Source organism: Rhodococcus sp. NyZ502 (assembly GCF_041464245.1).
Taxonomy (GTDB): domain Bacteria; phylum Actinomycetota; class Actinomycetes; order Mycobacteriales; family Mycobacteriaceae; genus Rhodococcus_F; species Rhodococcus_F qingshengii.
In genome coordinates this window covers 6,227,795-6,253,160 of the sequence record NZ_CP167155.1, presented here as the reverse complement: position 1 = coordinate 6,253,160, position 25,366 = coordinate 6,227,795, and the positions used below count along the sequence as shown (strand labels likewise).

The following is a 25,366-nucleotide window of genomic DNA, read 5'->3' as shown; positions in this document are numbered from 1 at the left end:
ACCCCGTAACAGGCTACGAATATGCCACCTGGGCTGTGTTTCCACACAATTATCCACAGATGTGGACAAACCTGCACCGAGTCGGTTTTTTCGTCAACCAAATTCGTCAAAGTGACCGAGAAATTGATCTACCTGCAACTTTGTCGGAACTCGAGGCGTTCGCCACTTGGTGTCGGGGATGCGTCAACACTCACAGCCCTGTGGATGAATGTGGAAACTCGGGATTCGGGGTCGCGTCCGGTGCTCGTGCCCGTATGTGCTGATGAGGCCTTGTCGAGAGCGTGCGCGGTTGGAACTGTCCGGGTTGCCTTCGGGCCACCTGCGTTCCGTAGCGGAACTGTTGCCAAGGTCACACTTGCCGCCTCGCTCGAGGTCACGGCCGTATGCACACCGCGAACGGAATCTTCGGAATAATGGAAGTGTCGGCGTGTCGCCGCAGTTGCCGCGGGAGGGCCCTGAATCGGGCTGGTTTGACCTTGGCAACGGTGGTAAGTAACCTCGAACGGTCACCCGCTGGTGGTGATCGCTTCGTGCTGGCTACATATGTCAGGTCGGAACGGTCTTCCAAGCCACAACGAGTGAAGCTGATTGTTCTGTACCTGTTGTATCCAAAGGCGCCGTAAGGCGTCGATCACTGAATGACGCCGGGAGGCGTCAATGAACTTCGAGGAGTGTTGACCGTGGCCAAGGGCAAGCGGACGTTCCAGCCGAATAATCGCCGCCGCGCGCGTGTTCACGGCTTCCGTCTTCGTATGCGTACCCGTGCGGGTCGTGCAATCGTTTCGGCGCGTCGCCGTAAGGGCCGCGATTCCCTCACCGCCTGATCTGATTTCGAGTTCAGGAGCTCGGGGTGTTGCCTGAGCCGTTCCGGTTGCGTCGCCACGCGGATTTCTCCGTGGCGGTGCGACGTGGACGTCGTATGGGAAGACGCGACCTTGTCGTGCACGCGTTCGATCGCGAGCAAGTAGAGGCGCTGGTAGTAACAAATCACGGTCCCCGTTTCGGGCTGATCGTGAGCAAGGCTGTCGGGCCGGCGGTGATTCGACATCGAGTCGCACGCCGGCTTCGTCATATCTGTGCAGATTTCGTCGGGCAGGTTTCGCCGGAGACGGACGTGGTTATCCGCGCACTTCCGGGTGCAGCTACCGCCAGTTCAGCCGAACTGGCCAAGCAGTTGCGCGGGGGCCTGACCAAAATGAACCTATTGGTGTCGGTAAGTGAAGAGCCATGAGTACTCCGCTCTCTGAGCAGATCGAGACTCCCAGAGCCTCCCGTGTCATCACGGTGTTGAAGGCTGTGCGTCGCGCTCCCGCCACTGTTCTCATCTTCTGTATCGAGTTGTACCGGACGTATGTGTCGCCCTTGAGGATGCCGACCTGCCGGTTCACCCCCACCTGCAGTGAATACGCAGTCGAAGCGCTGCGCACTCACGGGGCGATCAAAGGCCTTTTCTTGACTGTGGTGCGGTTGGCGAAGTGTGCCCCCTGGCATTCTGGAGGGTGGGACCCTGTCCCTGCCCGTCGTGACCGTGATGCGGGTAGCCGCCATAGCTGTCCGGAAGCACGCGCAGCGTGTCACAGTCCGACGGACGAACAGAGGAGTACTTAGAGCCGTGCTCAATTTCATCTACTATCCGGTATCCGCGATTCTGTGGGTCTGGCACAAGGTCTTCGGGTTCATTCTCGGCCCGGACAACGGAATAGCCTGGGCGCTTTCCGTGGTGTTCCTGGTGTTCACCTTGCGTGCGGTTCTGTACAAGCCGTTCGTGAAGCAGGTCCGCACGACGCGTCAGATGCAGGAACTGCAGCCACAGATCAAGGCATTGCAGAAGAAGTATTCGGGCGACCGTCAGCGCCAGGCCGTCGAGATGCAGAAGCTCCAGAAGGAGCACGGATTCAACCCGATCATGGGCTGTCTCCCGGTCTTGGCTCAGGCTCCGGTGTTCATCGGTCTGTTCCACGTCCTGCGCTCGTTCAACCGCACCGGCACCGGCATGGGCCAGTTGGGCATGAGCGCCGAGGACAACCTCAACACCCCGAACTACGTCTTCTCGGCCACTGACGTCCAGTCGTTCCTGGATGCTCGTCTGTTCGGCGCGCCCATCTCGGCCGCGATCACGACGCCGGTTGCGCAGCTTCAGGCCTACGTCACCGAGAACGTTCCCGAGCTTCCGTCACGGCTGAACATCATCCTCGTGGCCGCTCCGCTGATGATCATCGCCAGCATCGCGACGCACTTCAACTCACGCGCTTCTGTTGCCCGTCAGAGCGAAGCAGCTGCCGCGAACCCGCAGTCCGCGATCATGAACAAGCTCGCCCTGTACGTCTTCCCGCTCGGTGTTCTGGTCGGTGGACCGTTCCTTCCGATCGCGATCCTCCTGTACTGGGTGTCGAACAACATCTGGACCTACGGTCAGCAGCACCTCGTCTTCCGCAAGATCGACGCGGAAGAAGAAGCCAAGAAGCAGGAAGCGATCACTCGCCGCAACGACAATGCGCCCAAGCCCGGTGCCCGTCCCGATCCCAGCAAGAAGAAGGGATCTCCGGCTGCGCTGAAGACCGCGGATTCAGCCGACGACGACGGTGACGCCCCGGAAGTTTCGCTCAAGAAGCCACAGCCGAAGCCCTCGGGTTCCAGTGGTGGTTCCACGTCGAAACCGAAACAGAACCGGCCACAGAGCAACCGCGGCAACTCCCCCAAGCGCAATAAACGGCGCTGATCCAGGAAAGAGAACGACCAATGTCCAGTGAAGCTGACATCGTTGTGGATGGAGAGAACGCAGACGTGAGCACCGAGACCACTGCGCCGGTTACCGATGTGGATGTAGACATCGACGATTCCGATGACGACCTGATCGAAGAGGGCGAGATCGCCGGCGACTACCTCGAGCAGTTGCTCGACGTTCTCGATTTCGACGGAGACATCGACCTTGACGTCGAGGGCGATCGGGCGATCGTCAGCATCGACGGCGGCGACGACCTGACCAAGCTCGTGGGACGCAAGGGTGAGGTTCTGGATGCACTCCAGGAGCTGACTCGTCTGGCAGTTCAGCAGTCGACCGGAGAGCGCAGCCGCTTGATGCTCGACATCGCCGGGTGGCGTGCGGGCCGGCGCGAGGCACTCAGTGCTCTCGGTGCGGAAGCTGCACAGCGTGTTCTCGAGACCGGCGAACGCGAAGAGCTTGCTCCGATGACGCCGTTCGAACGCAAGATCGTGCACGACGCCGTCGCCAAGGTCGCCGGTGTTTCCAGCGAGAGCGAAGGCGCTGAGCCGTCTCGTCGAGTGGTTGTCCTCAAGGACTGACACTCCCCCCCTGATCGAATGCGGGCCCCGGATTTTCCGGGGCCCGCTTTTGTGTCCGAGAGTGTTTCACGTGAAACCGAATCCGGCGCCACGGTGAAGGTCTGCCTATCGTTGTCGACATGTCCAACGAGCGGTCCGGATTCTCTCTCAGATTGATGACCCTTGGGGCCTTGATAGGGATGCTCGTGTGCGGCCTGAGCTATTGGCCCGTGGTCTTCGAACTACAGCAGAAGATGGAAGTCCAGTCCTTTCCGCCGGGCGGTCTGAAGTATTGGCTCTGCTGGTTGTTGCCGCTGGGAGTAGTCGCCGTCGTATTCATTCCACTTGCACTGGCATGGCGATCCGGAAGACCGGTCATGCTCAGCTTCGCGATTGCCTTCTTGTTCGTCGGGGGTGCACTGTGCATGTTCGGATATTCGATCGACAACATGCCGTACTACATGTGAGCCCCTCCCCTCCCCCAGACCGAATAGTCGGCCTTCGTTTCACGTGAAACCGGATCGATGGTTGTTGCCCGAGCCCTCGAACTCCGACTCAGATTGCCACCACAATGGATCCCCGACCTGACGTCGTCAGGCCTGCTGGCAAGGTCGCCACCTCGGCGCTGGCATCCGATGACCGACAACCCGCGAGCCCTCACTTTGACGGCCCCCGGATTGGGGCGTCGTCAACAACGATCACGAAGGAAGTAGCATCCGCACATGCACGTCGACATCGAAGGCGCCACCCGGATTGCCCGCCTCGCCGCAGAATTTGACTGGACCTGGTCCGTCGACGACCTGGAACCCTTCTGCGCACAGGCTGGATGGGAGCTCGTTGAATTGGATCAAACCGGCGCCTCGATTCGGACCGGCCTCCGTGTTGGTCAGTCCGAATCGATAATGTTCGGGCGGCAACACAGAATGAATTGGATCTCGATCTTCGTCACGGACGTGGCAGATGACGCTACGCCCATGACAGTGGTGCGCCCGCTGCTGGACGAAGGGTTCACGAACCTCGATGTGGCATTTACCGCACTCCTGGGGAAAGCCACGAGCGCCGAACCCGAACCAAAGACAGCTCTCCGGTGGGACCTGCCGAAAGCGGTCATTTCACTGCACCTGGGTGTCAATGCGATCGATTTGCGTCTGACGAGTCCGGGATATCAGGCATGGGTGGATGAGCCCGAACCGGAGTACGAGGACGAGGACTAGCGATCGAGGTCGGCGAGATCGCATCCGGTGCGGGAACAGGTTTGCGCGCTCCTCACACGAATCGGACCACTCACATCGAATGGGCTTCGTCGCCACGCAAAGTCGATGATGTTGTTGCGGGCTTCGGGGTGAGATCGGCGGCGACTACTTTGCCAAGCAAACCGGAATCGACATCGCCTACACGGGCTCCGGTCCATACACTGCGGACCGCGTCGGGGTAATCATGGGACCGCCTTCAGTTCGGTTGACTCGCGGGGTGTGCGATCGGCGTCGCGCCCACACCTGCTGCTGGTCTCGTCATGAGGGCGGATCCGGACTGTTCGAGGTGGAAGGACTTCGCTGTGCCCGGATCGAACTCGTAAGCGGTGATCTTGTTGGTTCCGGGTTCGGTATGCACCAACAGGTAGTCCTTGCCGTCCAACAACTCCCGCACCAAGCGCGGATCTTAATCGCGCAGAGCCTGCAGCGCTCTCGAGTCCAGGCGCAGGAATTCATCCTGCGCATCGGGCAGGTCCCCTGCTCGACTTTGATCTTCCCGCCGACACCGGTATCCACATCGAAGGCGAACTCTCCATGCGCATCCTGTGGTGCGAAGCTCCTTGGATTGATTCGCGGTTTGCGATGCCAAGCCTCCGGCGTCCCGCAACAGGAGTGTCGAGCGACGGATGTATGGCTCGCAACGTCCGGCGATGAGATACCGAAGCTGTCCGAGTTCTGGAATCGAAGTCTGTTTTCCGAGTCGACCTACAGAGAGGATCTGACTGACCGAGTCCGTTCTGCAGTCGGTCGCCGGCGATCTTTGCAACGACTTTTTTACCGAAAATTGGTCTTTTTGGGTCAGAATTCCATCCATGTAACTACCCATGGCAGTTTCGTCACTGTGATGATACTAAGAATTGCGCTCCTATCTGCATTCGATCGCCCGGCTATGTTTCACGTGAAACGCGTCAGAATTGGAAGATTTTTCAGCGCAATGTTTCACGTGGAACGTGAACCCCTCCCCTCCCCCGCTTGAATTTTGGGCCGAATACTTCCCAAAGAATGAACGAGTCGGCAGACTCACAGCGAGTCGGTGTGCAGAAGCGAACACATGTCGGCTCCAGAGCGGATAATGATTTCGGTCTTGATTGTTGATTTCGCGGTTTACGCGGGAGGATGTTTCACGTGGAACAGAATGGTGCGGCGTCGGTTGACTGGGACGAACAAGAGACTGCGCGCGCAGTGTTCGGTGACAGATATGAGATCGCGGAACGGTATTACCAATCCCTGGCGACGGATGGTGTCGAGCGCGGGCTCATTGGTCCCCGTGAAGTCCCTCGACTGTGGGAGCGTCACCTTCTCAATTGCGCCGTCATCGGTGAGTTGATTGCCGAAGGCGAGTCGGTTGTGGACGTTGGAAGCGGCGCCGGCCTACCCGGTATCCCTCTCGCAATCGCCCGCCCGGACTTGAAGGTGACTCTGGTCGAACCGTTGCTTCGACGCTCGGTGTACCTCGCGGAGTTCATCGAGTCCAACGGATTGGACGTATTGGTTGTCCGAGGGCGAGCCGAGGAATCGGGTGTTGTGAAGGAAGCGGGCGGCGCGGATGTAGTCACCTCGCGAGCTGTGGCGCCTCTCGAGAAGCTCGCACGTTGGTCCCTCCCACTCATTCACGAGCACGGCCGGATGTTGGCACTCAAGGGTTCGAGCGCCGCCGAGGAGATCGAGCGAGACCGTACGGCGCTCACCAAGTTGGGCGCAGGTAAGTTGGAAATACTCGAATGCGGAGCCAAGATTCTCCGCACCCCCACTGTTGTGGTGAAGGCCGAACGTCTCCCGAAGCGCCGCCAGCGTTGATGATTTACACGCATGCAATCGAGAGCAATGTACAGATGATGAGAGCACCTAGTGATCGATTCCCAATCGAAGGAGCAGTCAATGTCGGGTCGATCTGAATCCGCCGTTTCACGTGAAACACCGAAGCAGCACACGAGTGCGGGTGCGGATCAGATCGTCAACGACGACGACAATTTCACCGCCCCCTACGCGGCGATCTCCTCGGAGGAGACCCCCATCGGGGCGGCCGCGCATCGAGCGAGCCAAGTGCTTCATCCCCATTCGGTTACGCTGCCGAAGCCGGCGTTCCGCCGCGTGATCACCATCGCGAACCAGAAGGGTGGCGTCGGCAAGACGACGACCACGGTGAACCTTGCGTCGGCGCTCGCTCTTCAAGGGCTCACTGTCCTTGTGGTCGATTTGGACCCTCAGGGCAACGCCAGCACCGCTCTGGGCGTCGTCCATACCTCGGGCACCCCGTCGAGCTACGAGCTGCTCATAGGCGAAGTGAAGGCCCCGGAGGCGATCCAGACCAGCCCGCACAGTGAGCGCCTTCTCTGCATCCCGGCAACGATCGATCTGGCGGGCGCCGAGATCGAATTGGTCTCCATGGTTGCCCGCGAGAATCGACTCAAAGGCGCGCTCAACGACAAGGTGCTCGCAGAGCTTGACGTCGACTTCGTCCTCATCGACTGCCCGCCCTCGCTGGGACTGCTGACCGTGAACGCGATGGTCGCTGCCAAGGAAGTTCTGATCCCGATCCAGTGCGAGTACTACGCCCTCGAGGGGGTCGGTCAGTTGCTCCGCAACATCGAACTCGTCCAGGCTCATCTCAACCCGGATCTGCATGTCTCCACCGTCCTTCTGACGATGTACGACGGGCGCACCAAGCTGGCCGACCAGGTCGCCGAAGAAGTACGCAAGCACTTCGGTGAGGCCGTTCTGCGCGCTGTGATTCCGCGCAGCGTGAAGGTGTCCGAGGCTCCCGGATACGGGATGACAGTTCTCGACTACGACCCGGGTTCACGTGGCGCCATGAGTTACCTCGACGCCGGCCGTGAACTTGCCGCCCGCTCTGCCACCACGACGACCCAGGAGCAGTGAGATGAGTCAAGCACGCAAAGGTGGATTGGGCCGCGGCTTGGCTGCTCTCATCCCCACTGGGCCGGCCACGGCGCCGGGTCTGGGATCGGCTGCAGCGGACGTCGTAATCGGCGTCGACAAGCGCAACCCCTCCCCTCCCCCACCGACCAAAGCGGCCCCGAAAACGCCGAAAGCCACCAAGGCGTCGGCTGCGAAGGCTCCGGTGGAAGCTGAGCCGGAGACCGAACTCGAGCCGACCGGCGCGGTCTATCTCGAGATCGAACCGAGCCTGATCGAGACGAACCCGAAGCAGCCTCGCAGCGTTTTCGACGAGGAAGCACTCGCGGAGTTGGTTCACTCGATCCGCGAGTTCGGCTTGATGCAGCCGATCGTGGTCCGTCGTCACGGTGACAAGTACCAACTTGTCATGGGTGAGCGTCGCTGGCGCGCGAGCCAGGAAGCCGGGCTGGAGAAGATTCCGGCGATCATTCGTGAAACAGATGACGACTCGATGCTGCGCGACGCGCTCCTCGAGAACATCCATCGAGTGCAGTTGAACCCCCTCGAGGAGGCAGCGGCGTATCAGCAGCTGCTCGAGGAGTTCGAAGTCACCCACGAAGAATTGGCCAATCGGATCGGACGTTCGCGTCCCGTCGTGACCAACATGATTCGTCTGCTGAAGCTGCCGGTGGCGGTTCAGCGTCGCGTTGCGGCCGGTGTACTTTCGGCCGGCCATGCTCGCGCACTGCTGTCCCTCGAGGCGGGTGCCGACGCTCAGGAGGTCATGGCGGCGCGCATCGTCGCGGAAGGAATGTCTGTTCGCGCGACGGAGGAAGCAGTCACTCTGGCCAACCGGGCGGATAATGAGATCGCTCCCCCACAGAAGCGCAAGCCCATCGTGATGCCGGGTCTGCAGGATGTGGCCGAGCGGTTGTCGGACTCGTTCGACACTCGGGTGACTGTCAGTCTGGGCAAGCGGAAGGGAAAGATTGTGGTCGAATTCGGCTCGGTCGACGACCTACAACGCATCGTCGGAATGATGGAAGCACAGAAATCCAAGTAGAGAACTCAGATGCCCGTTTGGTGACGTAATCATGATGACCGGGCACACCACCTATTTTCGTCACTGTGACAAATCTAGGTGGTCCGAGCTTCTCGAAATCTTGAACCGGGACGAAAGATGTTGAACAGCAATACATTAGGGCGATCAACTCTCGTGCCACTGCCGACTTGTCGTAGCTGGCCTATCCTGGAGAAGAGAAAAGCGGCGGGCGAGCATCGAAACCGCTTCGGGGACCTACGGAGAGTGAGTTAGTCAGTGTCGACTCACGTCATCACCTCTCTCACACTCGACAGCCTCGATCAGCTTTCCGCCCATGCGCGCCGATGCGTGTTCTGGGAGATGGACCCGGGCGCGCTTCACGACGCCCGAGGATTCTGTGATCAGGAATTCGAGAAGGAAGCCTGGCTGTCGATGGTCATGCTCGAGTGGGGTTCGTGCGGACAGGTCGCCGTCCGCGACGGAAAGCCGCTCGGCAGTGCGTTGTACGCCCCTCCCCGCATGATCCCGCGCGCGCAACTGTTTCCCACCAGCCCGGTCAGCTCGGACGCAGTGCTTCTCACAAGCCTTCGCCTCGAGCCTTCGGGCATAGAAGAAGAACTTGGGCCGAGCCTGCTGGCCGCTGTCGTGACAGATCTGGTTCGACGAGGAGTTCGTGCGCTCGAGGCATTCGGTATCCGTAGCGGCGACTTGGGGCCAGCTTCCGACGTGGCCAGTGCAACGGCAGCTCTGGAATGTTCACCCGCGGAATGCATGATCAGTGCCGAGTTCCTCGAGGACTACGGTTTCGAGGTCGTGGCACCGCACCATCGTTATCCGCGCCTTCGTCTCGAACTCAATCGAGATCACGAATGGAAAGTCGACGTCGAAGAAGCCCTCGACCGTCTACTGAAGGCCGCAGCTCTCGAAATGGTGGAGATCAGCGAACTCGCCAGAGTGTGAGCAGGTGCCGACCGCAGGACCTACGAAATGCGGTCGGCTACCGAAAGTTCTTCTGCGAGAAGCTCGGCGAAGGTGAAGGTGCCGGTCGGCTGATCGTCTTGACCCAGTAGGTACAGCCGCTTGACCGAGATCAAGATGGCTTCGGCGATGGTGTCACGCATCCGCGGATTCGTCAGTACCGCAACGTCGGACGCGTTGGACAGGTAGCCGAGATCGATCTGTACCGTCGGCATGTTGGTCAGGCGCAACAACTCCCACGTTCGACCGTGAGTTCTGCAGTCCCGCAACGGAGTTCGCGCAACGATCTCGCGCTGAACGAAACCGGTCAACACCTGCCCGATCATCGAGACCGAACCGTGCGAATTTCCGAAGTGGAAACTCGCGACGCCGTTCGCCGACGGGCTCGAGTTGCTGTCGCAGCGCAGGGAGATCATCAGATCGGCGTCGAATGCGTTGGACGTCAGCGCGCGCTCGGCCTCGCTCGGATCGGCGTTGTGCGGGCGGGAGAGGAAGGTTTCCATCCCGGTTGCTGCCATCCGCCCCTCGAGGCGCATAGCCAGATCCCACAGGATGTCGGCTTCGGAGATGCCGTTGACGATGGTGCCGGTGGACGGACCACCGAGGCCTGGATCGATGACGATGCGCTTGCCGCCCAGTTGCGGGCCCTTGCGCCGCACCAGTTCCTCTTCGCTGATCGCATGTGGGGAACCACCGGTGACGCGGGTTCCCAGAAGTTCCAGCGAACGGAGTGTCTGCGGTCCGCAGATACCGTCGGCGGCAATCCCGATTTCACGCTGGAAAGACGAGAGAGATTCGTGGGTCTGCGGGCCGAAGAAACCGTCGACCCGACCTGCGTAGAAGCCGAGGTCCTGCAATTTGGCCTGCAGAGCTGCGACGTCGTCGCCGTACAGCGGCGCAGAAAGCTGGTAAATCAACGTACGGGCGCCCAGGCGGTACGAGGCCTCGCGAAGTGACCGATAGGTGGCCGGGCCCACGATGCCGTCGACAAGGAGCCCACGCTGCTGCTGGAAGGCGCGAACGGCGCTGTCGAGTTGATGATCGAAGATGGCGTCGGGTGCAACCCAGTGGGCACCGTCGGCGCTTTCACGTCGAATACCGGAAGTTCCGTGATGGAGGTATCCCAGCTTCGTCAATGTGCCCCGAATCTCGGCGACGGCCGGGCCGTGATCGCCGTGTCGGAGTCTGTGCATGCGTGAAAGCCTCTCGGATCGGTTAACGAATTCGATCGATGTGCCTGGTCGTAGACCCGATCAGGCACATCGATCGATTATCTCAGAAATTCTGTGGATTGCGAGAATCCACGATGCTCATCCAGCCGTCAGAGAACGTCTGCGAGGTCCTTGAGCAGTGCGGCCTTGCCCTTGGCGCCGACGATCGTCTTGATCGGCTTGCCGTCCTTGAACAGGATCATCGTCGGGATCGACATGACCTGGAAATCGCGGGCGGCCGCCGGGTTGGCGTCGATGTCGAGCTTCGCGACGGTCAGCTTCTCGCTGTTCTCACCGGCGATCTCCTCGAGGACCGGGGCGACCATCTTGCACGGGCCGCACCAGGTTGCCCAGAAATCGACCAGAACGGGCTTGTCGCTGCCCAGGACGTCCTGCTTGAAGGAATCGTCGGTGATGGTGACGGTATTCGACACTGTTACTCCTCGAGGGTTGGGTACGACAGCTTGATGAATCAGGGAGCGCCGACGACGTCGACCGTATGGCCGGCAGCGTCGAGCGTGTTGGCGGTGATGTCGCCGCGGTCGGCCAGCCAGCGTTCGGCGTCGATTGCTGCGGAGCATCCGGTGCCGGCAGCGGTGATCGCCTGACGGTACGTGTGATCGACCAGGTCACCGGCAGCGAAGACGCCGTCGACGGAGGTCGCGGTGGAACCGGGAGCGACGCGCACGTATCCGGCGTCGTCGAGATCGACCTGGCTCTTGACGAGCTCACTGCGCGGGTCGTGGCCGATGGCGACGAACATGCCGGTGATCTCGAGTGTGGAGGTCTCACCCGTGACGGTGTCACGAACGACGAGCCCGGTGACGCTGTTCTCGCCGAGGACCTCGACGGGCTCCGCGTTGGTCAGGAAGCGGATCTTCTCGTTGGCCTTGGCGCGCTCGAGCATGATCCGTGAGGCGCGGAATTCCTCGCGGCGGTGCACCAGGGTGACCGAGCGAGCGAAGCGGGTCAGGAAGGTTGCCTCTTCCATCGCGGAGTCGCCGCCGCCGACCACGACGATGTCCTGGTCACGGAAGAAGAAGCCGTCGCAGGTGGCGCAGGCGCTGACGCCGCGGCCGAGGAGGCGTTCTTCACCGGGAATGCCGAGGTAACGGGCTGCCGCGCCCATGGCGAGGATGATCGCGTGCGCGGCGTACGTTTCGCCGTTCGCGACGACCGTCTTGATCGGGCCGCTGAGATCGATCGCTTCGACGTCCTCGGTGCGGATGTCGGTATCGAAGCGAAGTGCCTGCTCACGCATCTGTTCCATCAGGTCGGGGCCCATGATTCCTTCGCGGAATCCGGGGAAGTTCTCGACCTCGGTGGTGGTCATGAGGGCGCCACCGAACTGGGTTCCCTCGAACAGCAGGGGCTGGAGCTCAGCGCGCGCGGTGTAGACACCAGCGGTGTATCCGGCCGGTCCGGAACCGACAATGATGACGTCATGGACCGCGGGCGTGTTTTCCAGCTGGGTGGTCATGCGAGCCTTCCAATAGTGAGTGCAGACCCTCCGCTTCTTGGAGAGCCGTACCGATCAACACCAGGATAAGGGGTGTTGTTCCCGCACTCCGCTGGAAAGTGGCTCACAGCCGGCAGCTCACAGCGCGGGACTCACGGGGCGGGGCGCGGTGCCTCCCGAACCACAAGCGCGTCCCGAACCACACAGCGCGTGCCGGTGTAGATGGTGGGCATGCACTTGTTGCAGTGGATACACAACCCCTCGTCGACGCTCTCGGCTTGGAATTTGTTGACCAGTTGTGGGTCCCTGAGGAGCGCACGCGCCATGGCGACGAATTCGAATCCTTCATCCAGTGCGTGCTCGATGGTGTCGACGCGGTTGATGCCGCCGAGCAGGATCAGTGGCATCCTCAGCGCCTGTCGGAACTGACGGGCGAAGGGCAGGAAGAAGCCCTCCTCGAACGGGTACGTCGGAAAGAGTTTGGGACCGTAGAACTTCAGCCCGTACCCGACGAGTTTGGGTTGGGAGGCGACAAACTCAGCCAGTGGGACCTCGCCGCGGAAGAAGTACATTCCGTTGAGAAGTGAACTGCCACCGGTCAATTGCATCGCGTCCAGATGGCCGTCGGCTTCGAGGATCTGGGCGATCGGCAGGCTCTGGTCGAGCCACAGACCTTTCGGCACCCCATCGGACATGTTGAATTTCGCGGTGACCGCCACGCTGGATCCAGCGGCCCGTCGCACCGCTTCGAGGACTCGACGCGGATACTCGGCGCGCTTGGCGACGCTGCCACCGTATCGATCGTGGCGCTTGTTCAGATTGGGGCTCATGAACGAACTGAGGAGGTAGTTGTGGCCGAGATGGACCTCGATGGCGTCGAATCCTGCGTCCACGGCGACGCGAGCGGTCCGTTCGAAGTCGGAGACGACACCGTCGAGTTCGGCGAGTGTCGCGCCCTTGACGAGGCCCATCGCGGGCGGACTCAGCCGGGTCGACGGCGCCAGAGTCTTCGTCTTGTTGGAGAGCGTGTTGGCGACCAGTCCCGCGTGGCCGATCTGCGCCGCAGCAAGTGCGCCTTCGGCGTGGACGGCGTCGGTCAGTCTGCGTAGTCCCGGCAGCGCGCGCTCGTCCATGACAAGGGTGTCGCGGTGGACTCGTCCACCTGGTGAGACGGCGCAGTAGGCGACAGTGGTCATCGCGGCCCCGCCGCGGGCCACCTCGGCGTGGAAGTTGATCAGATCGTCCGAGACCGCTCCCCGGGGCATGACGCCCTCGAACGTTGCAGCTTTGACGATGCGGTTGCGCAAGGTCAGAGGGCCGAGACGTGCGGGTTCGAATATCGACGGTGTGGGCGCTGTGGTCATTTTCAACTTCCTGCGGCGGCCTGATCTTTACGATGCCAGTGGACTCGTAACTACGACGATATAGCGCTTACTCCCAATCTGTCCGACAATTCGACACGATGAATGCCACAGGATCAGGTCGCCCACGAGACCCACGCATCGACGACACAGTCCTCGAGGTCACCCGAGCGATGCTCCTCGAGGTCGGTTGGGATCAACTCAGTCTCCGGGCGATCGCGGCACGGGCAGGAGTCAGCCGAGCCTCGATGTCGCGGCGATGGCCGTCGAAGGCACATCTTGTTCTCGGGTCGATCCTGGGGGCGACACCGGACCTGACACCGTTCGAGGGCACCGATCGCGACGGCTGGATCCGTTGGGTGGTGGAGGGAAGTGCTCAGCTCTTCTCCCGTCCCGAGGTTCGCGCCGCGTCGCCAGGATTGCTGGCGGCCCTGCGCGACCACGACGACCTGCGCAACGAATTGTGGCGCGGGTTCAGTGGACCGAGTACGCAACTGTTCCTTCAGAACGCCGAAGATCCTGAATCGGCACTGCTCGATGCCAAGGCCGTGCTGGTATTGGCGGCCGGGGCAGCGATGTTTTCGAGTCTGATAGCGGTCGAGGACGATACAGATGCGCTACGCGAAAGAATCCTCGAGCTCTTACTCCCGGCGGCATCGCCGCGCTGACCGTCGACGTCAGCCGATGTTCTTGACCGACAACGTATTCGGATTCCCGTCGCTGCAGTTGATGCCGACAGTCAGTGCAGTGATCTGACGCGGCTGCGATCCCGTGAAGAGTAGGACTATCGCCGGCGCCCCGTCGATGCGAATCTCGCCGGAACCGAGCAAAGGCCGGCGCTCGTCGATGCCGTTGGCGCGTAGGCATCCGGCAAGTTTGGATGGATCATCCAGTGGTCCAAGGTTTTTGGATCCGACGAGTGAGAGCAGAGACGCCGAATCCGGATCGTTGACAGCAGACGTCGCCGGTGTGCTCGGTTGAGCAACAACACTTTCGGCAGGTTCGGAATCTCGGGTTCCGACAACAACGATCACGAAGGCTACCAACACGGCTGCTGCGGCACCGAGAACCCACGCTTGTGGGCGCCGCCGGAACGGCACGACAGCTGCCTCAGCTGGCGGCTCCAGCTGTTCTGACTGTAGATCCAGTGCCGAATTGATTCGCTCGGCAAGCGAATTCGGAATCCGTTCGTGAGTGGCCTTGCTCGAGTTCAGTGTCGCGAGTGATGCCGTGACGCCGTCAAGGGCGGTGACAAATGCATGGGCGTCAGGATCTGCGTGTACCACCGGCCACAGAGCCGCACTGGTTTCGGAATCGAGAACCCCGGCGTGAAGATCTGCGAGTAGGTCTTCTGAAAACGGAGGCGACGGAACGCGAACAGACGGATCTGTCATGAACCCTCCCTCGGCAGTCGGTGCGGACCCTTACAAGATAGGACGCGGCCGGTTCACGAATGGTTCCCGCCTTCGCGAAAGTCCTCCAACTGGGCGGCGAGACGCTTGCGCGCGCGGGCGCAGCGACTCTTCACGGTCCCTACGGGCACTCCCAACCTCTCGGCGGCCTCGGCTACCGGATACCCCTCGACATCGACGGCGACGACGGCAGCACGCTGCTCAGGCGGCAGCGATGCCAGTGCCTGTTCGACGGTCAGGCTCATGTCCACTCCTGCCGCGTAATCGCGGTGATCGCGGGGTTCCTCCGCATTCTCGGAAGACAGAGAAAACGCGGCCCGCGATTTGTTGCGTCGGATCCGGTCGAGGCAGGCATTGACCACGATGGTGTGGAGCCAGCTGCGCACCGCCGCGTCACCGCGAAACTTCGCCGCCTTGCGGTGCGCGGACAGCAGACCCTCCTGGAGAGCGTCTGCCGCATCCTCGTCCGAGTAGCTCGTTCGCCGGGCAACGTGCCACAGATGATCCTGATGCCTGGTCAGTAGTTCACGGAACGCATGCCGATCGCCCTCGACATGAGCAGTCAACAATTCGAAATCCGTCGCCTCGAGATTCTTGTTCTCGAAACTTCTGGATTCGAATTTTCCGGCTCCGCCCCCGGTGCCCCCCCGATAACTGTGCACGGGCGGATATTAGCCCAGTCGGTAGGTTTCAGAAGGGCCAAGGGCGATCACTTTGCGGCAGTGAATGCAATCTCCGAGATGGATGTCTGGTTTTGTCCGGATTCGGTGCTGAGCTGCGTAATCCAAACCAGGACATACTGACCCGAGCCGTCCGACGTGACTGGAATGTCGGTCACGCCGTTCTTCAGGACACCCGATCCGATTTCCTTGGTCTGATCCAGCGAAGTATTCGCAGAAGGGGCAGAACGGATTTCAACGACGGTTCCCGGCGAATCAGACGTGATCGCAACGTTCTTCAGGTTGGCGGCATCGGCAAGCGTCACCATCAGGCCGACACCGTTCTTCAGCGACGGGAACGGCTGGAAGTACGAATCCGACGACCATGCGGTGGCCGGATTGCCGTCGATGGCGTTCTTCGCTGTTGCCGGCTGATCCGGCGTTCCCTGGGGCGAGAACACCGTTACGGCCGAGGAAGCTACCGGAACGGTTGCTGCCGCCGGTGCGGGCGCCGGTGAATTGTTCTCGGGCGCAGTGGCTTCGGTGGTCAGTCCGAAACTCTGCTCGCTGAGCGGGGTGTCGTTACTGCCACCCGAGAGGAAGCTCGCTACCCACACCACAAGGAGAATCAGGACGATCACGGTGAAGACACCGAGCGCCGTCAGTGCCGCGAGCATCCGCGTCGACTTCTTCTTCTCGGCCTCGATGGCTTCGGGGTCGTTCAGTGCATGACCCGACGCACCCTGTTCGCGGTGGCCGAGACGAAGTGCCGGAATCATTTCCGTCTTGTCGTTGACGACGGACGCCTGATCGAGGATGTGCTGCACGGTGGCAGCAGTGCGGATTCCACTCTCCGACTGCAACGCTCGAACCGCAACGGCCGAGATGTCGAACGGAACCTCCGGACGGACGACCCGAGGCTCGACGATGTTCCCGTCGGCGCCGCGGCCGGCGGGAAGCAAACCACCGACGGGACCGGCGGACGGATCGGCGAGCGGCCAGCGCGCCGTGATGAGCGAGTACAGCATGGCGCCGAGACCGCGGACGTCGCTGGTGGAATCGGCGTCGGCAAGCGTCGCCGGGAACGCCAGTACGGCGTCACCGTTGATGCTGATGCGAACGCGGTCCGGGTGATCGATGGACAGCGCACCGCCGGTGCGGTGAGCAGCTTCGGCAGCCGCCGCGAGGGCGCGGATGGCGCGGGCTGCACCGATCGGCGACGGCGTCGTCTCGGCCATCTCACGCAGCGAACGGCCGGGAGTCCATTCGGCGACGACGATGCCGCCCGAGCTTCCGCGGACGACGTCGAGGACGCGAGCCAGACCGGGCGAGTTGATTCGTCCCAGGCGCAGGGTGCGTGAGAGAACTGCCTGCGGTCCGGACTGGCTGTCGTCGTCACCGCGCTGATCGGCGTCGACGAACGTCAGGGCTACTTCACGGTCGAGCTTGACGTCGAGAGCTTCCCAGAACTGCAGTCCGCGGGTTCCGCCGTGCGGCGCGAGCAGACGGTAGCGTCCGCCGGCGACAGATGCGCCCGGGATGAGCTTCGGTCCACGGGGCATCGGTCGCTGGGCCGGTCGTGATGCGGATCCGGCGGCAGGTGTGCGAGGTGCAGTGGGCGGTGTCTGAGCGGCAGCCGTCTTCTGAGATTCGGGTGCCTTCTTGTCCGGAGCAGGCGTCTTCGGCGCGGGTGTCTTCGAGACAGGTGCTGAAGGTGTCTTCGACACGGGCGCCGAAGGTGTCTTGGACACACTGACCGGAGGTACCGGCGGAGCGGCCTTCTGCACCGGCGGCTGCGGCTTCTGACCCTGCGGGCTTTGGCCCTGCTGCGGTCGCTGTGCGGGCTGCTGTGGCTTCTGACCCTGCTGTGGCTTCTGGCCGGAAGATGCGGAGGAACTCGTGGATGCAGGTGTGCCCGACGATGCCGTTGACTTCTGTTCGGACGCTTTCACGGCAGAAGTCCCGGCACTCTTGTTGCCGGAAACGTTGTCGTCGCTCACCCTCGCTCCTTCTCCATCGATAGCCCGTCCCCGAATACGCGCGGGTTGCGATCCTGTACGCCCATGACCAGGGTACGGGAGCGCACCCGGTCGTTCTTGCTCGTTTGATTCCGTTCTGATTGCAGGAATCAGCTCGGTGACGTCGTCGTCGGTGTTGTTACGTGTGTCCGGTTCGGCGCGACCTGTCAGTGAACGAATCTTGCGGGAGACCGCAACCGTTACCGACAGGACTTCCGGAACCTTCTTGAAGTAGAGAATCGTGAAGGTGATCGCGAGCATCAGGATGCCGCCGACGGCGACGCGAACCATCGAGCCAGGTCCGCCGAAACGCTCGGTGAGTTGATCGAATCCGAGGACCCGGTCGACCGCGAGCATGGTCAACGACCCGGCTAGCGAGGCGAGTACGACGGACCAGACTGTCTTGCCCACGTTGGCCATCTGCAGGTTTCCGAGGCTGCGGTGCAGGAGGTACCCGCCGATGACGGCGCCGGTGATGTATCCGAGACCGTTGGCCGCACCGAGCAGGATCACGACCTGATCGCTGTTGGATGCGAAGACCGGAGCGAGCGCCGAGAAAGCGATTTTCACTGCAGTGATGCCGAGAACGATCCACGTCGGCGTCCAGGCCTGTTCGCGGGCGTAGAACACACGAAGTTGGATCAGGACCAGCGCGTACGGAATCAACGTGAATGCCGACCAGCTCACGGCGGTGCCGAGTCGTTCGGCCTGTTCGGGTCCGAAGCGGCCGTAACCGTAGAGCGCTTCACCGACCTGCGGACCCATGAAGGTCAGGAACATGATGATCGGAACCAGCGTGATCATGGTCAGACGCGTTGCGACCGACAGATCGTCCACGACGGCCGGGGTGTCGTCGGCAGCAGCGTTGCGGCTCAGGCGCGGCATGATCGCCGTCAGAACCGTCACTCCGAGCACGCCGTACGGGAGCTGCAGGAGCAACCAGGCCTGGCTGTAGATGGCAGGGCCGGCTTCGTCGGCGTGGGAGGAGATCTTGGTCGCGAAGATCATGCCCATCTGGCTGATCAGGACGTACAAGACGATGGCGACGGCCATGCCGCCGAACTGGCGCAGGCGGTCGTCGAGACCCCACAGCGGCTTGAGCGAGATCTTCTCGCGGCGTAGCGCGGGGATCAGGCTGGCTGCCTGCACGATGACGCCGATGGTGATGCCGATGCCGAGGGTAAGCAGCTTTGCATCGCCCATCGAGACCGGATCAAGCGAGATCTCACCCGGAGTCAGGCGATAGACCACGAGCACCACGAGGACGACGACATTGTTGAGTACGGGAGCCCAGGCTCCGGGCTTGAAGATCTGTCTGGTGTTCAGAAACGCTGTGAACAGCGCCGACAGCCCGTAGAACAGGATTGCCGGCAGAAGCAGATACGACAGCGCCGTGGTCAGGTCGGTGCTGACCTTGCCGTCTTCGGACAGGAAGACGTATTTGGTGAGTACGGGTGCTGCCAGGGTCGCGAGCAGCGCGGCCATGCCGAGTAGAACGAGCGACGCCGTGAAGAGGCGTCGGACAAACGCTTCGCCGTGATCGGCGTCCTCCCGCTCGGCGCGAACCAGCACGGGGACGACGATGGCGGTCAGCACGGCGCCCAGAACCAGTTCCGCGATCATGTTCGGAATCTGGCTGGCGACGGTGAACGAGCTGGCGATGGCGGGGCCGAGGACCATCAGGATCATCAACTGCTTGGCGAATCCCGTGATGCGGCTCGTCAGCGTCGCGATCGCGATGGAACCCGTTGCCGCGAGGAGTCGAGAGTTCGTCTCCTTGCGTTCCCCGACCTGGACATGGGCGTCGGTGTCGAACTCGTCCGACGTGGTCGTCTGCCGGTCGGCGAATTCCATCTCGGCTTCGCGGTACCGGGGGTAGTCGCGGATCACCGGGATGGTCATGGTGGGTGCGTCGTCGAAACGTGCGTCCGGGTTGACCGGCTGGATCGGGTAACCGCGCTCCCACGGTGGCATCCGAGGATGCGAGCGGGTCGTGGCACTCTTGCGGGTGATCGCCGAGCGGCGACCCTCCTCGGGTGGATTCCCGGTCATGAGCGTTCGTACCCTTCATCTGCTGGGTCCGGCTGACCCTTGAATCGATGCCACAGCCGTCGCCCTGCCAGGAACAGCAGCAACCCTCCCGCTGTCGCCGTCACGGCGGCCAGGGGACGACCGTACGCATTCGACCGTACGGTCACGCTGGTCGGCGTACCCAATTGGCGGCCATCTGTCGTGGTCAGCGAGAAGTTGACTTCCAGCTTGCGAGAATCGTTCATTTCCGCGGGCACAGTCAACTGTCGGCTACCTCGCGGCGGAAGCTGTTTGGGACCGATGTCACTGATCTGCATCTCGGGTGGGGCTTCCACACGCAGGTCGACGTTGATGGCGATGGGCAGTTCGTTGCGCGCCACCAGCAGGAGCGGACTCTGCCCCGACGCGAGGGTGTAGACGCCGCCCGGAGACACCACACTGACGGCCCGGTACATCCCGTCGACGGCTTCGGTGACGTTGTCGGCGCGGATGGTCGCGGCCCGCTCCGCCCGATTGACCGAAGCGGAGTCGACGTTGCGGCGATCGGCCAAGGTCATCGAACGGAGTAGATCTTCGCGGAGCGGCGCCGTGAATCCCCGGGGGGTGAGCGAAGCCGCCGGATCGTCCACGAGCGAAGCTTCGAGCCCGTCGATACGCGGAAGTTGGGTGGTTGCGGTCTCGACGACGGACGTTTGCGGACCGTCCTGGGTAGCCCGGTCCGGGTAGTCGAGAGTGGCGGCGTCCGTCGCGCCCGGTTGCCTGCCGAGCAGTGCCGGCAGGGCCTGAGGTGAGGCGAGCCCGGACCGGATGAGGGTCGCGAGCATCGAGAGCACCGCCGTGGCGTCGTTGCTGTCGGCGGTCCACAGTTGCGGCGGCGCGAAGATCTGATTGCGCGGCAGCGACGTCGGCGTCAGCGCGGCCCAGGCCATCGCCCCCAGCGCGTCCTGACGCCGGGCGCTGCGCGATTCGATGTCGATGGTCGGCGCGGTGTCGTCGGGGATGTACGACGGGACCTGCGGTTCCGAGCCGGTGGCGGACAACGCTGCTGCCGCCGAGGTGTCGAAGGCAAGCGCGTCGAGTGAGCCGGTTATCCGCGACGACAGTTGCGGGGCTGCCGAGTCGACGGAGGTGTCAGCCACCATCGCTGTGGTGGGATTCACGCTCAGCACCTCTGCGGTGGCCGAGTCGAGGACACCCGAATCCGGCCAGACGAAATCTCGCAGTGAGGTCACGCCGAGGATGTTGTCGACGATGTCCGCCGGCCGTGTGAGCGCGGTAGCCGTCAACTCCGGATTGGCCACCGAGGTGACCGCGGCGAGATCGGCCTGGGCGAACGGAACCGCCGTCGTGCACATCGAGGACGCGAGGGTCTTCACCCGGCCGAGCCACTGGTTGGCGGCGTCGCTGCCGCGGCCTTCGTGCGACGGCCCGGTGGGGTCGGACGAGTTGTCGGCCACGAGGTATCCGCGAGTCATGTTCTCGACGGTGATCAGAAGGTCGGGGTCGATTGCCAGGCAGAGCGCATCCGTGACGCGGCGATCGGTGTCGCTCTCGGGCTTGGTGGCGTTCTCCACCGCATCGACCAACGCGTCCAGACGGCCGCCGTCGGAAAGTTCGGTGGCAAGTTCGTCGTCGATCAGGCGTACGGGCTCGTTGACCGCGCCGGGGATTCCGCCGACGAGTCGTGGCGCGTCGGCCAGCGGCCACATGAGCGTGACGCCGATCGGGGCGGACGTGTCGGGGGGAACGACCGCCGTGGCGGACGAACTGGGGGTTCCGGCTGTGGCGTTCGATTCGGCTGCGGCCGGCACACCGAGGACGGGGAGCAGGAAGCGTGCGTCGTCGAGTCGGGCGGCACCGCCGTACTCCGGGGTGCCGTTCACGTTGACGAGCATCGGGTAGACGCCCGGTTCGGTGATGTCGAGAGACAACCCGGTAGTGCTCCGCAACGGCAAGGTGAGCGTGAACTGCTTGGACTGGCCGGTGTCGAGGGTGGTGGCAACGGTGTCGAATTCGCCGACCGTGTCGAAAACGGCCTGGTCGAAGTCGAGTGCGGCGCGCACGTCCGAACTGGAGTCGATCGCGGGAGCACGTTGCAACCTCACGCCGACGTCCTCGACGGGACGATCACCGACGTTCTTCACCGTGCCCTTGACCACGACGTTGCGGTCGCTGGTGGTCGTCACCGTGGTCGGTGCGGTGGAGTCGATTGTCAGCTGCAGAAATTTGGCATCGTTGGTGTTTCGCGCCGGGGCGCGCTCACTGGGCTGGCTGGACGGCGCTGCACCTGCGACGGCCGTCGTTGCAGGCCCGAAACCGACAGCGGCCATCACCAAAGCGGCCACACCGGCCCGCCGCAGAGCCATTCTCATCCGGCGTCCGGTTCCTTCGGGCGCTGTTCTTGCCGTATTTCCGTTCGCGGCATCTCGGCGATCATCTGGGACGCGAGTTCTGCGAGTTTGCGCTCGTCGGCGTATGCGAGGCGCGAGTGCAATTCCGTCAGCGGCACCCAGGCGACTTCGGTGACCTCGATGTCCTCGTCGGAGAGTTCACCGCCGAGAAAGCGGAGGAGATAGTGGTGCACGGTCTTGTGGACGCGTCGACCTTCGGTCACGAACCAGTAGTCGATGCTGCCCAGCGGTGCCAGGACGGTTCCCTGGATACCGGTTTCTTCTTCGACCTCACGCATCGCGGTCTGCTCGGCGGTCTCACCCTGCTCGATATGGCCCTTGGGTAGCGACCAGAGCAGGCGTCCGCGGCGGTCGGTTCGGCCGATCAGTGCAGCGCAGAGGCGTTCGGGAGGTCCGCCCCAGCCGTCGACGACCAAGCCGCCCGCAGAAGTTTCACGGACGGTTCGCATCAAAGGTTTATCGGGGTTGCCGACGGCAGGTCGACGCCGCGGGTTGCGGCGACTCCTGTTTGTTCGTTCGGCACCAGACACCTCATCGATACTAGTTGGCGTTGCAGCGTTGCCCGGTAACCCGCGCAAAGCGGTCTATCGCGTTCGTATGCGCGTTCTGCTATTTGCGCACCTTAAGTAAGCTCCTTTCACGTGACTGTCCCTACCTCCGACGCTGATCGCCGCCTACGACTGCTTGCCGACGCCACTGCAACGCTCGGCACGTTGTCCGACGTGTTGAACCCGCTCGGTGAGCGTTTTGCTGCGGCCGGTCACGAGCTGTTCCTGGTGGGTGGCAGTGTTCGCGACGCGATCCTCGGCCGCTTCAGTGGCGATCTGGACTTCACGACGGACGCCAGGCCGGAGAAGGTTCAGGCTCTGCTCAAGGGCTGGGTGGACAAGCAGTGGGACACGGGCATCGAGTTCGGGACCATCAGCGCCATCAAGCACGGTCAGGAGATCGAGATCACGACCTTCCGGGCCGACGCTTACGATCGCGTCTCTCGTAATCCGATAGTCGAGTACGGCACGACGTTGGCCGACGATCTGGTGCGCCGCGATTTCACCGTCAACGCGATGGCGATGAAGATCGGCGCGGACGGTTCCTACACTTTTGTCGATCCGCTGAACGGCATGGACGCGCTGTTGGCCGGAGAGCTAGATACGCCGTCGGCGCCGGAAAACTCGTTCAACGACGATCCGCTGCGGATGCTGCGTGCTGCCCGGTTCGTCTCGCAGCTTGGTTTCACGTTGAACAATCGTGTTTTCGAGGCCATCAAGGAGATGGCGTCGCAGATCGAGCGAATCACCGCCGAGCGTGTGCAGGTGGAGCTGAACAAACTGATTCTGGGCATGTACCCGGTGGACGGCATCAACATGATGGTCGACTCCGGACTGGCTGCATACGTGCTGCCCGAGGTTCCGCAGATGAAGCTCGAGATCGACGAGCATCACCAGCACAAGGACGTCTACCAGCACTCCCTCACGGTGCTCCAGCAGGCGATCGATCTCGAAGAAGGCGATCCGGACCTCGTATTGCGTTGGGCAGCACTGCTTCACGACATCGGAAAGCCGGATACCAAGCGTAACGAGCCTGGCGGTGGGGTCAGCTTCCACCACCACGAGGTGGTTGGCGCCAAGCTGGTGCGCAAGCGCATGCGGGCACTGAAGTTCTCGAAGCAGATGGTCGACGACGTCTCGCAGCTCGTGTTCCTGCACTTGCGTTTTCACGGCTACGGCAAGGGACAGTGGACCGACTCGGCGGTGCGGCGGTACGTCACCGACGCGGGCGAGCTGCTCCCCCGCTTGCACAAGCTCGTGCGGGCCGACTGCACCACACGCAACAAGCGTCGCGCCGCGCAGCTGCAGGCCACGTACGACGACATCGAAGAGCGGATCGCGCGCATCGCGGAGCAGGAAGACCTCGCTCGGGTGCGTCCGGACCTCGACGGCAACGCCATCATGGAGCTGCTGAACATCCCGGCCGGCCCGCAGGTGGGCAAGGCATGGACGTTCCTCAAGGAATTACGTCTGGATCGCGGCCCGCTCGAGCGTGACGAGGCCGAGGCCGAACTGCTGAAGTGGTGGGCTACCCAGCAGGGCTAGTTTCTCGTTTCTTGCGGTTGATCAGCACCGCTGACAATCCGGCGGCATAGACACCCGCACCCGCAACGGCCAGGCCGACGCTCTTGCCGTCGGGTGCGATCACCGTCGACGCTGCCGCGATCGCACCGATGAACGCGACGTTGAACACGGTGTCCTGCAGGGCGAATACCTGACCACGACGGTCGTCGTCGATGTCGATCTGCATGGCCGCGTCGCCGCTGAGTTTCACGGACTGGCCGGCGATGCCGAGCAGGAAAGCGGCGATCAGCAGCGACCCCTGAGTCAGCGTGGTCACGAAGACGAGCTGGACGAGAACCGCGCACACCAGGGCGTAGGTGATCGTCCGTGAGCGACCGATCCGCGGGATGAGGAACGGTGTGATCAATGCCGCGATCAGCATTCCGATTGCCGTGGCGCCGACGGCGACGCCGAATCCGGCCATCCCTCCGGGTAATTGGGAGCCGTTCGAGGTGTCGCGTAGGACCAGCACCATGATGAGGGTGTTGATGCCGAAGCAGATGCGGTGCGCTCCGATTCCGATCATCGCCGTGGTGACGCCGGGCGCCTCCCAGACAGCGGTTGCCCCGGTGCGCAGTCCGGCCGTCACCGAACGGACGGCACTGGCGCGGACCACTTCGTCGGCGACCGGACCAAGTGAGCGGGCCGTGAACCTGGCCGCGGCGAGGGCCGCGATCACCGATCCCAGTGCTGCGATGGCCACGGCGGCGCCTGACGCTCGATCCCCCGCGCCGATCATGCCGATGATCGCCACCGCTGCCGAAGCACCAAGAGCGGCTACCACCGAACCAGCTGTTGTGAGAACGGAATTGGTTGCCACCAGCCACGATTGTCGGACGACCTTCGGCAGGGCTGCGGATACGCCTGCCCCGACGAAGCGACTGACTCCGATTGCAGCAAGCGCACAGGTCAACAACAGAGTGTCACCGCCGCCGGCGACCAACAGCACCGCAGTGGTCAGGATGAAGAGCCCGCGGAGCACGCTCGCCCACAGGAGCACCAGGCGGCGGTCCCAACGATCCAGCAGAGCGCCGGCAAAGGGGCCGATCACCGAATAAGGAAGGAGCAGTACGGCAAAGCCGGCCGCTATCGCCACCGGATCGGTTTCGCGTTCCGGGTTGAAGAGGATTGCGCCGCCGAGCGCGGCCTGGAACATTCCGTCGCCGAACTGGCTGGAAAAGCGGACGAGCGCCAGCCTTCCGAGGCCGGGTGATTCACGCAGGGTGTGCAGTACGCGCTGCCAGGCCTCGCGGCGGTTCGAGGCTCGGTTCATAAGCGG

24 protein-coding genes are annotated in these 25,366 nt (G+C 62.7%); 13 read left to right on the top strand and 11 right to left on the bottom strand.

Features of this window, described 5'->3' with window-relative positions; genetic code table 11:
• Positions 1–680 precede the first annotated feature (680 nt).
• The 7 genes from rpmH to ACBG85_RS28965 all read left to right on the top strand — a co-directional run bounded on the left by rpmH (position 681) and on the right by ACBG85_RS28965 (position 4,496).
• The gene (rpmH, locus tag ACBG85_RS28995; protein ID WP_003942540.1) at positions 681–824 is read left to right on the top strand and encodes a 50S ribosomal protein L34; all 144 of its coding nucleotides are present in this window, start codon (positions 681–683) and stop codon (positions 822–824) included.
• Between the two features lie 26 nt (positions 825–850).
• Positions 851–1,231 carry a ribonuclease P protein component gene (rnpA, locus tag ACBG85_RS28990; protein ID WP_003942450.1) on the top strand — a complete coding sequence of 127 codons (381 nt, stop codon included), beginning with the start codon at positions 851–853 and terminating at the stop codon, positions 1,229–1,231.
• Positions 1,228–1,608 (top strand): membrane protein insertion efficiency factor YidD, encoded by a 381-nt coding sequence (gene yidD / locus ACBG85_RS28985; RefSeq protein WP_007729147.1) that lies wholly within the window; start codon positions 1,228–1,230, stop codon positions 1,606–1,608. Before rnpA ends, yidD begins: the two co-directional genes overlap by 4 nt.
• A 4-nt stretch (positions 1,609–1,612) precedes the next feature.
• A complete protein-coding gene (yidC, locus tag ACBG85_RS28980; RefSeq protein WP_003942570.1) occupies positions 1,613–2,719 on the top strand; it encodes a membrane protein insertase YidC in 1,107 nt (368 codons plus the stop codon).
• A 20-nt stretch (positions 2,720–2,739) separates the two neighbouring features.
• A complete protein-coding gene (locus tag ACBG85_RS28975) occupies positions 2,740–3,303 on the top strand; it encodes a protein jag (RefSeq protein ID WP_003942504.1) in 564 nt (187 codons plus the stop codon).
• 119 nt (positions 3,304–3,422) lie between these two features.
• Positions 3,423–3,749, top strand: a complete 327-nt coding sequence (locus tag ACBG85_RS28970; protein WP_054781443.1) for a hypothetical protein — start codon at positions 3,423–3,425, stop codon at positions 3,747–3,749.
• 255 nt (positions 3,750–4,004) lie between these two features.
• Positions 4,005–4,496, top strand: a complete 492-nt coding sequence (locus tag ACBG85_RS28965) for a DUF6301 family protein (protein ID WP_372025740.1) — start codon at positions 4,005–4,007, stop codon at positions 4,494–4,496.
• Between the two features lie 235 nt (positions 4,497–4,731).
• Here the strand turns inward: ACBG85_RS28965 and ACBG85_RS28960 are convergent, their stop codons facing one another.
• Positions 4,732–4,929 (bottom strand): hypothetical protein, encoded by a 198-nt coding sequence (locus tag ACBG85_RS28960; protein ID WP_064688062.1) that lies wholly within the window; start codon positions 4,927–4,929, stop codon positions 4,732–4,734.
• 722 nt (positions 4,930–5,651) lie between these two features.
• On the opposite strand from ACBG85_RS28960, the gene rsmG reads away from it, so the two are divergent.
• From rsmG to ACBG85_RS28940, 4 genes are all read left to right on the top strand, one after another.
• Positions 5,652–6,332 (top strand): 16S rRNA (guanine(527)-N(7))-methyltransferase RsmG, encoded by a 681-nt coding sequence (gene rsmG, locus ACBG85_RS28955; protein WP_019746204.1) that lies wholly within the window; start codon positions 5,652–5,654, stop codon positions 6,330–6,332.
• A gap of 81 nt (positions 6,333–6,413) precedes the next feature.
• Positions 6,414–7,415 carry a ParA family protein gene (locus ACBG85_RS28950; protein WP_003942510.1) on the top strand — a complete coding sequence of 334 codons (1,002 nt, stop codon included), beginning with the start codon at positions 6,414–6,416 and terminating at the stop codon, positions 7,413–7,415.
• Position 7,416: 1 nt separating this feature from the next.
• Entirely contained in the window at positions 7,417–8,457 is a 1,041-nt protein-coding gene (locus ACBG85_RS28945) for a ParB/RepB/Spo0J family partition protein (protein ID WP_054188731.1), read from the top strand.
• A 255-nt stretch (positions 8,458–8,712) separates the two neighbouring features.
• Positions 8,713–9,396, top strand: coding sequence for a hypothetical protein (locus ACBG85_RS28940; RefSeq protein WP_003942495.1), 684 nt, complete (start codon positions 8,713–8,715; stop codon positions 9,394–9,396).
• Positions 9,397–9,416: 20 nt separating this feature from the next.
• On the opposite strand, the gene ACBG85_RS28935 is transcribed toward ACBG85_RS28940, so the two are convergent.
• The 4 genes from ACBG85_RS28935 to nox form a co-directional block, all read right to left on the bottom strand.
• On the bottom strand, positions 9,417–10,607 hold the full coding sequence (locus tag ACBG85_RS28935; RefSeq protein WP_003942558.1) for an N-acetylmuramoyl-L-alanine amidase: 1,191 nt from the start codon (positions 10,605–10,607) through the stop codon (positions 9,417–9,419).
• A 128-nt stretch (positions 10,608–10,735) separates the two neighbouring features.
• Complete coding sequence (gene trxA / locus ACBG85_RS28930; protein WP_003942530.1) at positions 10,736–11,059, bottom strand: thioredoxin; 324 nt, start codon at positions 11,057–11,059, stop codon at positions 10,736–10,738.
• A gap of 38 nt (positions 11,060–11,097) precedes the next feature.
• Positions 11,098–12,105, bottom strand: a complete 1,008-nt coding sequence (gene trxB, locus ACBG85_RS28925) for a thioredoxin-disulfide reductase (protein WP_372025737.1) — start codon at positions 12,103–12,105, stop codon at positions 11,098–11,100.
• A 131-nt stretch (positions 12,106–12,236) separates the two neighbouring features.
• A complete protein-coding gene (gene nox / locus ACBG85_RS28920) occupies positions 12,237–13,448 on the bottom strand; it encodes a 4,4'-dithiodibutanoate disulfide reductase (RefSeq protein ID WP_338926858.1) in 1,212 nt (403 codons plus the stop codon).
• Positions 13,449–13,546: 98 nt separating this feature from the next.
• On the opposite strand from nox, the gene ACBG85_RS28915 reads away from it, so the two are divergent.
• Positions 13,547–14,113, top strand: coding sequence for a helix-turn-helix domain-containing protein (locus ACBG85_RS28915; RefSeq protein WP_003942539.1), 567 nt, complete (start codon positions 13,547–13,549; stop codon positions 14,111–14,113).
• Positions 14,114–14,122: 9 nt separating this feature from the next.
• Here ACBG85_RS28915 and ACBG85_RS28910 read toward each other — a convergent pair whose 3' ends face one another.
• The 5 genes from ACBG85_RS28910 to ACBG85_RS28890 are packed head-to-tail and all read right to left on the bottom strand — an operon-like array spanning position 14,123 to position 22,506.
• Complete coding sequence (locus ACBG85_RS28910; RefSeq protein ID WP_063315345.1) at positions 14,123–14,839, bottom strand: hypothetical protein; 717 nt, start codon at positions 14,837–14,839, stop codon at positions 14,123–14,125.
• Between the two features lie 53 nt (positions 14,840–14,892).
• Positions 14,893–15,519, bottom strand: a complete 627-nt coding sequence (gene sigM / locus ACBG85_RS28905; protein WP_074447119.1) for an RNA polymerase sigma factor SigM — start codon at positions 15,517–15,519, stop codon at positions 14,893–14,895.
• Positions 15,520–15,566: 47 nt separating this feature from the next.
• Positions 15,567–19,586, bottom strand: a complete 4,020-nt coding sequence (locus tag ACBG85_RS28900) for a lipid II flippase MurJ (protein ID WP_341513909.1) — start codon at positions 19,584–19,586, stop codon at positions 15,567–15,569.
• On the bottom strand, positions 19,583–21,937 hold the full coding sequence (locus ACBG85_RS28895; RefSeq protein WP_372025733.1) for a DUF6049 family protein: 2,355 nt from the start codon (positions 21,935–21,937) through the stop codon (positions 19,583–19,585). Before ACBG85_RS28895 ends, ACBG85_RS28900 begins: the two co-directional genes overlap by 4 nt.
• Positions 21,934–22,506 carry an NUDIX hydrolase gene (locus ACBG85_RS28890; RefSeq protein WP_030537486.1) on the bottom strand — a complete coding sequence of 191 codons (573 nt, stop codon included), beginning with the start codon at positions 22,504–22,506 and terminating at the stop codon, positions 21,934–21,936. The genes ACBG85_RS28895 and ACBG85_RS28890 overlap by 4 nt, the downstream gene beginning before the upstream one ends.
• A gap of 111 nt (positions 22,507–22,617) precedes the next feature.
• Here ACBG85_RS28890 and ACBG85_RS28885 point away from each other — a divergent pair, with 111 nt between their 5' ends.
• Positions 22,618–24,069 carry a CCA tRNA nucleotidyltransferase gene (locus tag ACBG85_RS28885; RefSeq protein WP_372025731.1) on the top strand — a complete coding sequence of 484 codons (1,452 nt, stop codon included), beginning with the start codon at positions 22,618–22,620 and terminating at the stop codon, positions 24,067–24,069.
• On the opposite strand, the gene ACBG85_RS28880 is transcribed toward ACBG85_RS28885, so the two are convergent.
• Positions 24,053–25,360 (bottom strand): MFS transporter, encoded by a 1,308-nt coding sequence (locus ACBG85_RS28880; protein WP_007729119.1) that lies wholly within the window; start codon positions 25,358–25,360, stop codon positions 24,053–24,055. The two genes, ACBG85_RS28885 and ACBG85_RS28880, sit on opposite strands and share 17 nt — an antisense overlap.
• Positions 25,361–25,366: the final 6 nt, after the last annotated feature.

Coding starts and splice junctions, on each gene's coding strand:
- yidD (WP_007729147.1), top strand. CDS start 1,228: ATGAGTACTCCGCTCTCTGAGCAGATCGAGACTCCCAGAGCCTCCCGT.
- ACBG85_RS28975 (WP_003942504.1), top strand. CDS start 2,740: ATGTCCAGTGAAGCTGACATCGTTGTGGATGGAGAGAACGCAGACGTG.
- ACBG85_RS28970 (WP_054781443.1), top strand. CDS start 3,423: ATGTCCAACGAGCGGTCCGGATTCTCTCTCAGATTGATGACCCTTGGG.
- ACBG85_RS28965 (WP_372025740.1), top strand. CDS start 4,005: ATGCACGTCGACATCGAAGGCGCCACCCGGATTGCCCGCCTCGCCGCA.
- rsmG (WP_019746204.1), top strand. CDS start 5,652: ATGTTTCACGTGGAACAGAATGGTGCGGCGTCGGTTGACTGGGACGAA.
- ACBG85_RS28950 (WP_003942510.1), top strand. CDS start 6,414: ATGTCGGGTCGATCTGAATCCGCCGTTTCACGTGAAACACCGAAGCAG.
- ACBG85_RS28945 (WP_054188731.1), top strand. CDS start 7,417: ATGAGTCAAGCACGCAAAGGTGGATTGGGCCGCGGCTTGGCTGCTCTC.
- ACBG85_RS28935 (WP_003942558.1), bottom strand. CDS start 10,607: ATGCACAGACTCCGACACGGCGATCACGGCCCGGCCGTCGCCGAGATT.
- trxB (WP_372025737.1), bottom strand. CDS start 12,105: ATGACCACCCAGCTGGAAAACACGCCCGCGGTCCATGACGTCATCATT.
- nox (WP_338926858.1), bottom strand. CDS start 13,448: ATGACCACAGCGCCCACACCGTCGATATTCGAACCCGCACGTCTCGGC.
- ACBG85_RS28915 (WP_003942539.1), top strand. CDS start 13,547: ATGAATGCCACAGGATCAGGTCGCCCACGAGACCCACGCATCGACGAC.
- ACBG85_RS28910 (WP_063315345.1), bottom strand. CDS start 14,839: ATGACAGATCCGTCTGTTCGCGTTCCGTCGCCTCCGTTTTCAGAAGAC.
- ACBG85_RS28900 (WP_341513909.1), bottom strand. CDS start 19,586: ATGACCGGGAATCCACCCGAGGAGGGTCGCCGCTCGGCGATCACCCGC.
- ACBG85_RS28895 (WP_372025733.1), bottom strand. CDS start 21,937: ATGAGAATGGCTCTGCGGCGGGCCGGTGTGGCCGCTTTGGTGATGGCC.
- ACBG85_RS28880 (WP_007729119.1), bottom strand. CDS start 25,360: ATGAACCGAGCCTCGAACCGCCGCGAGGCCTGGCAGCGCGTACTGCAC.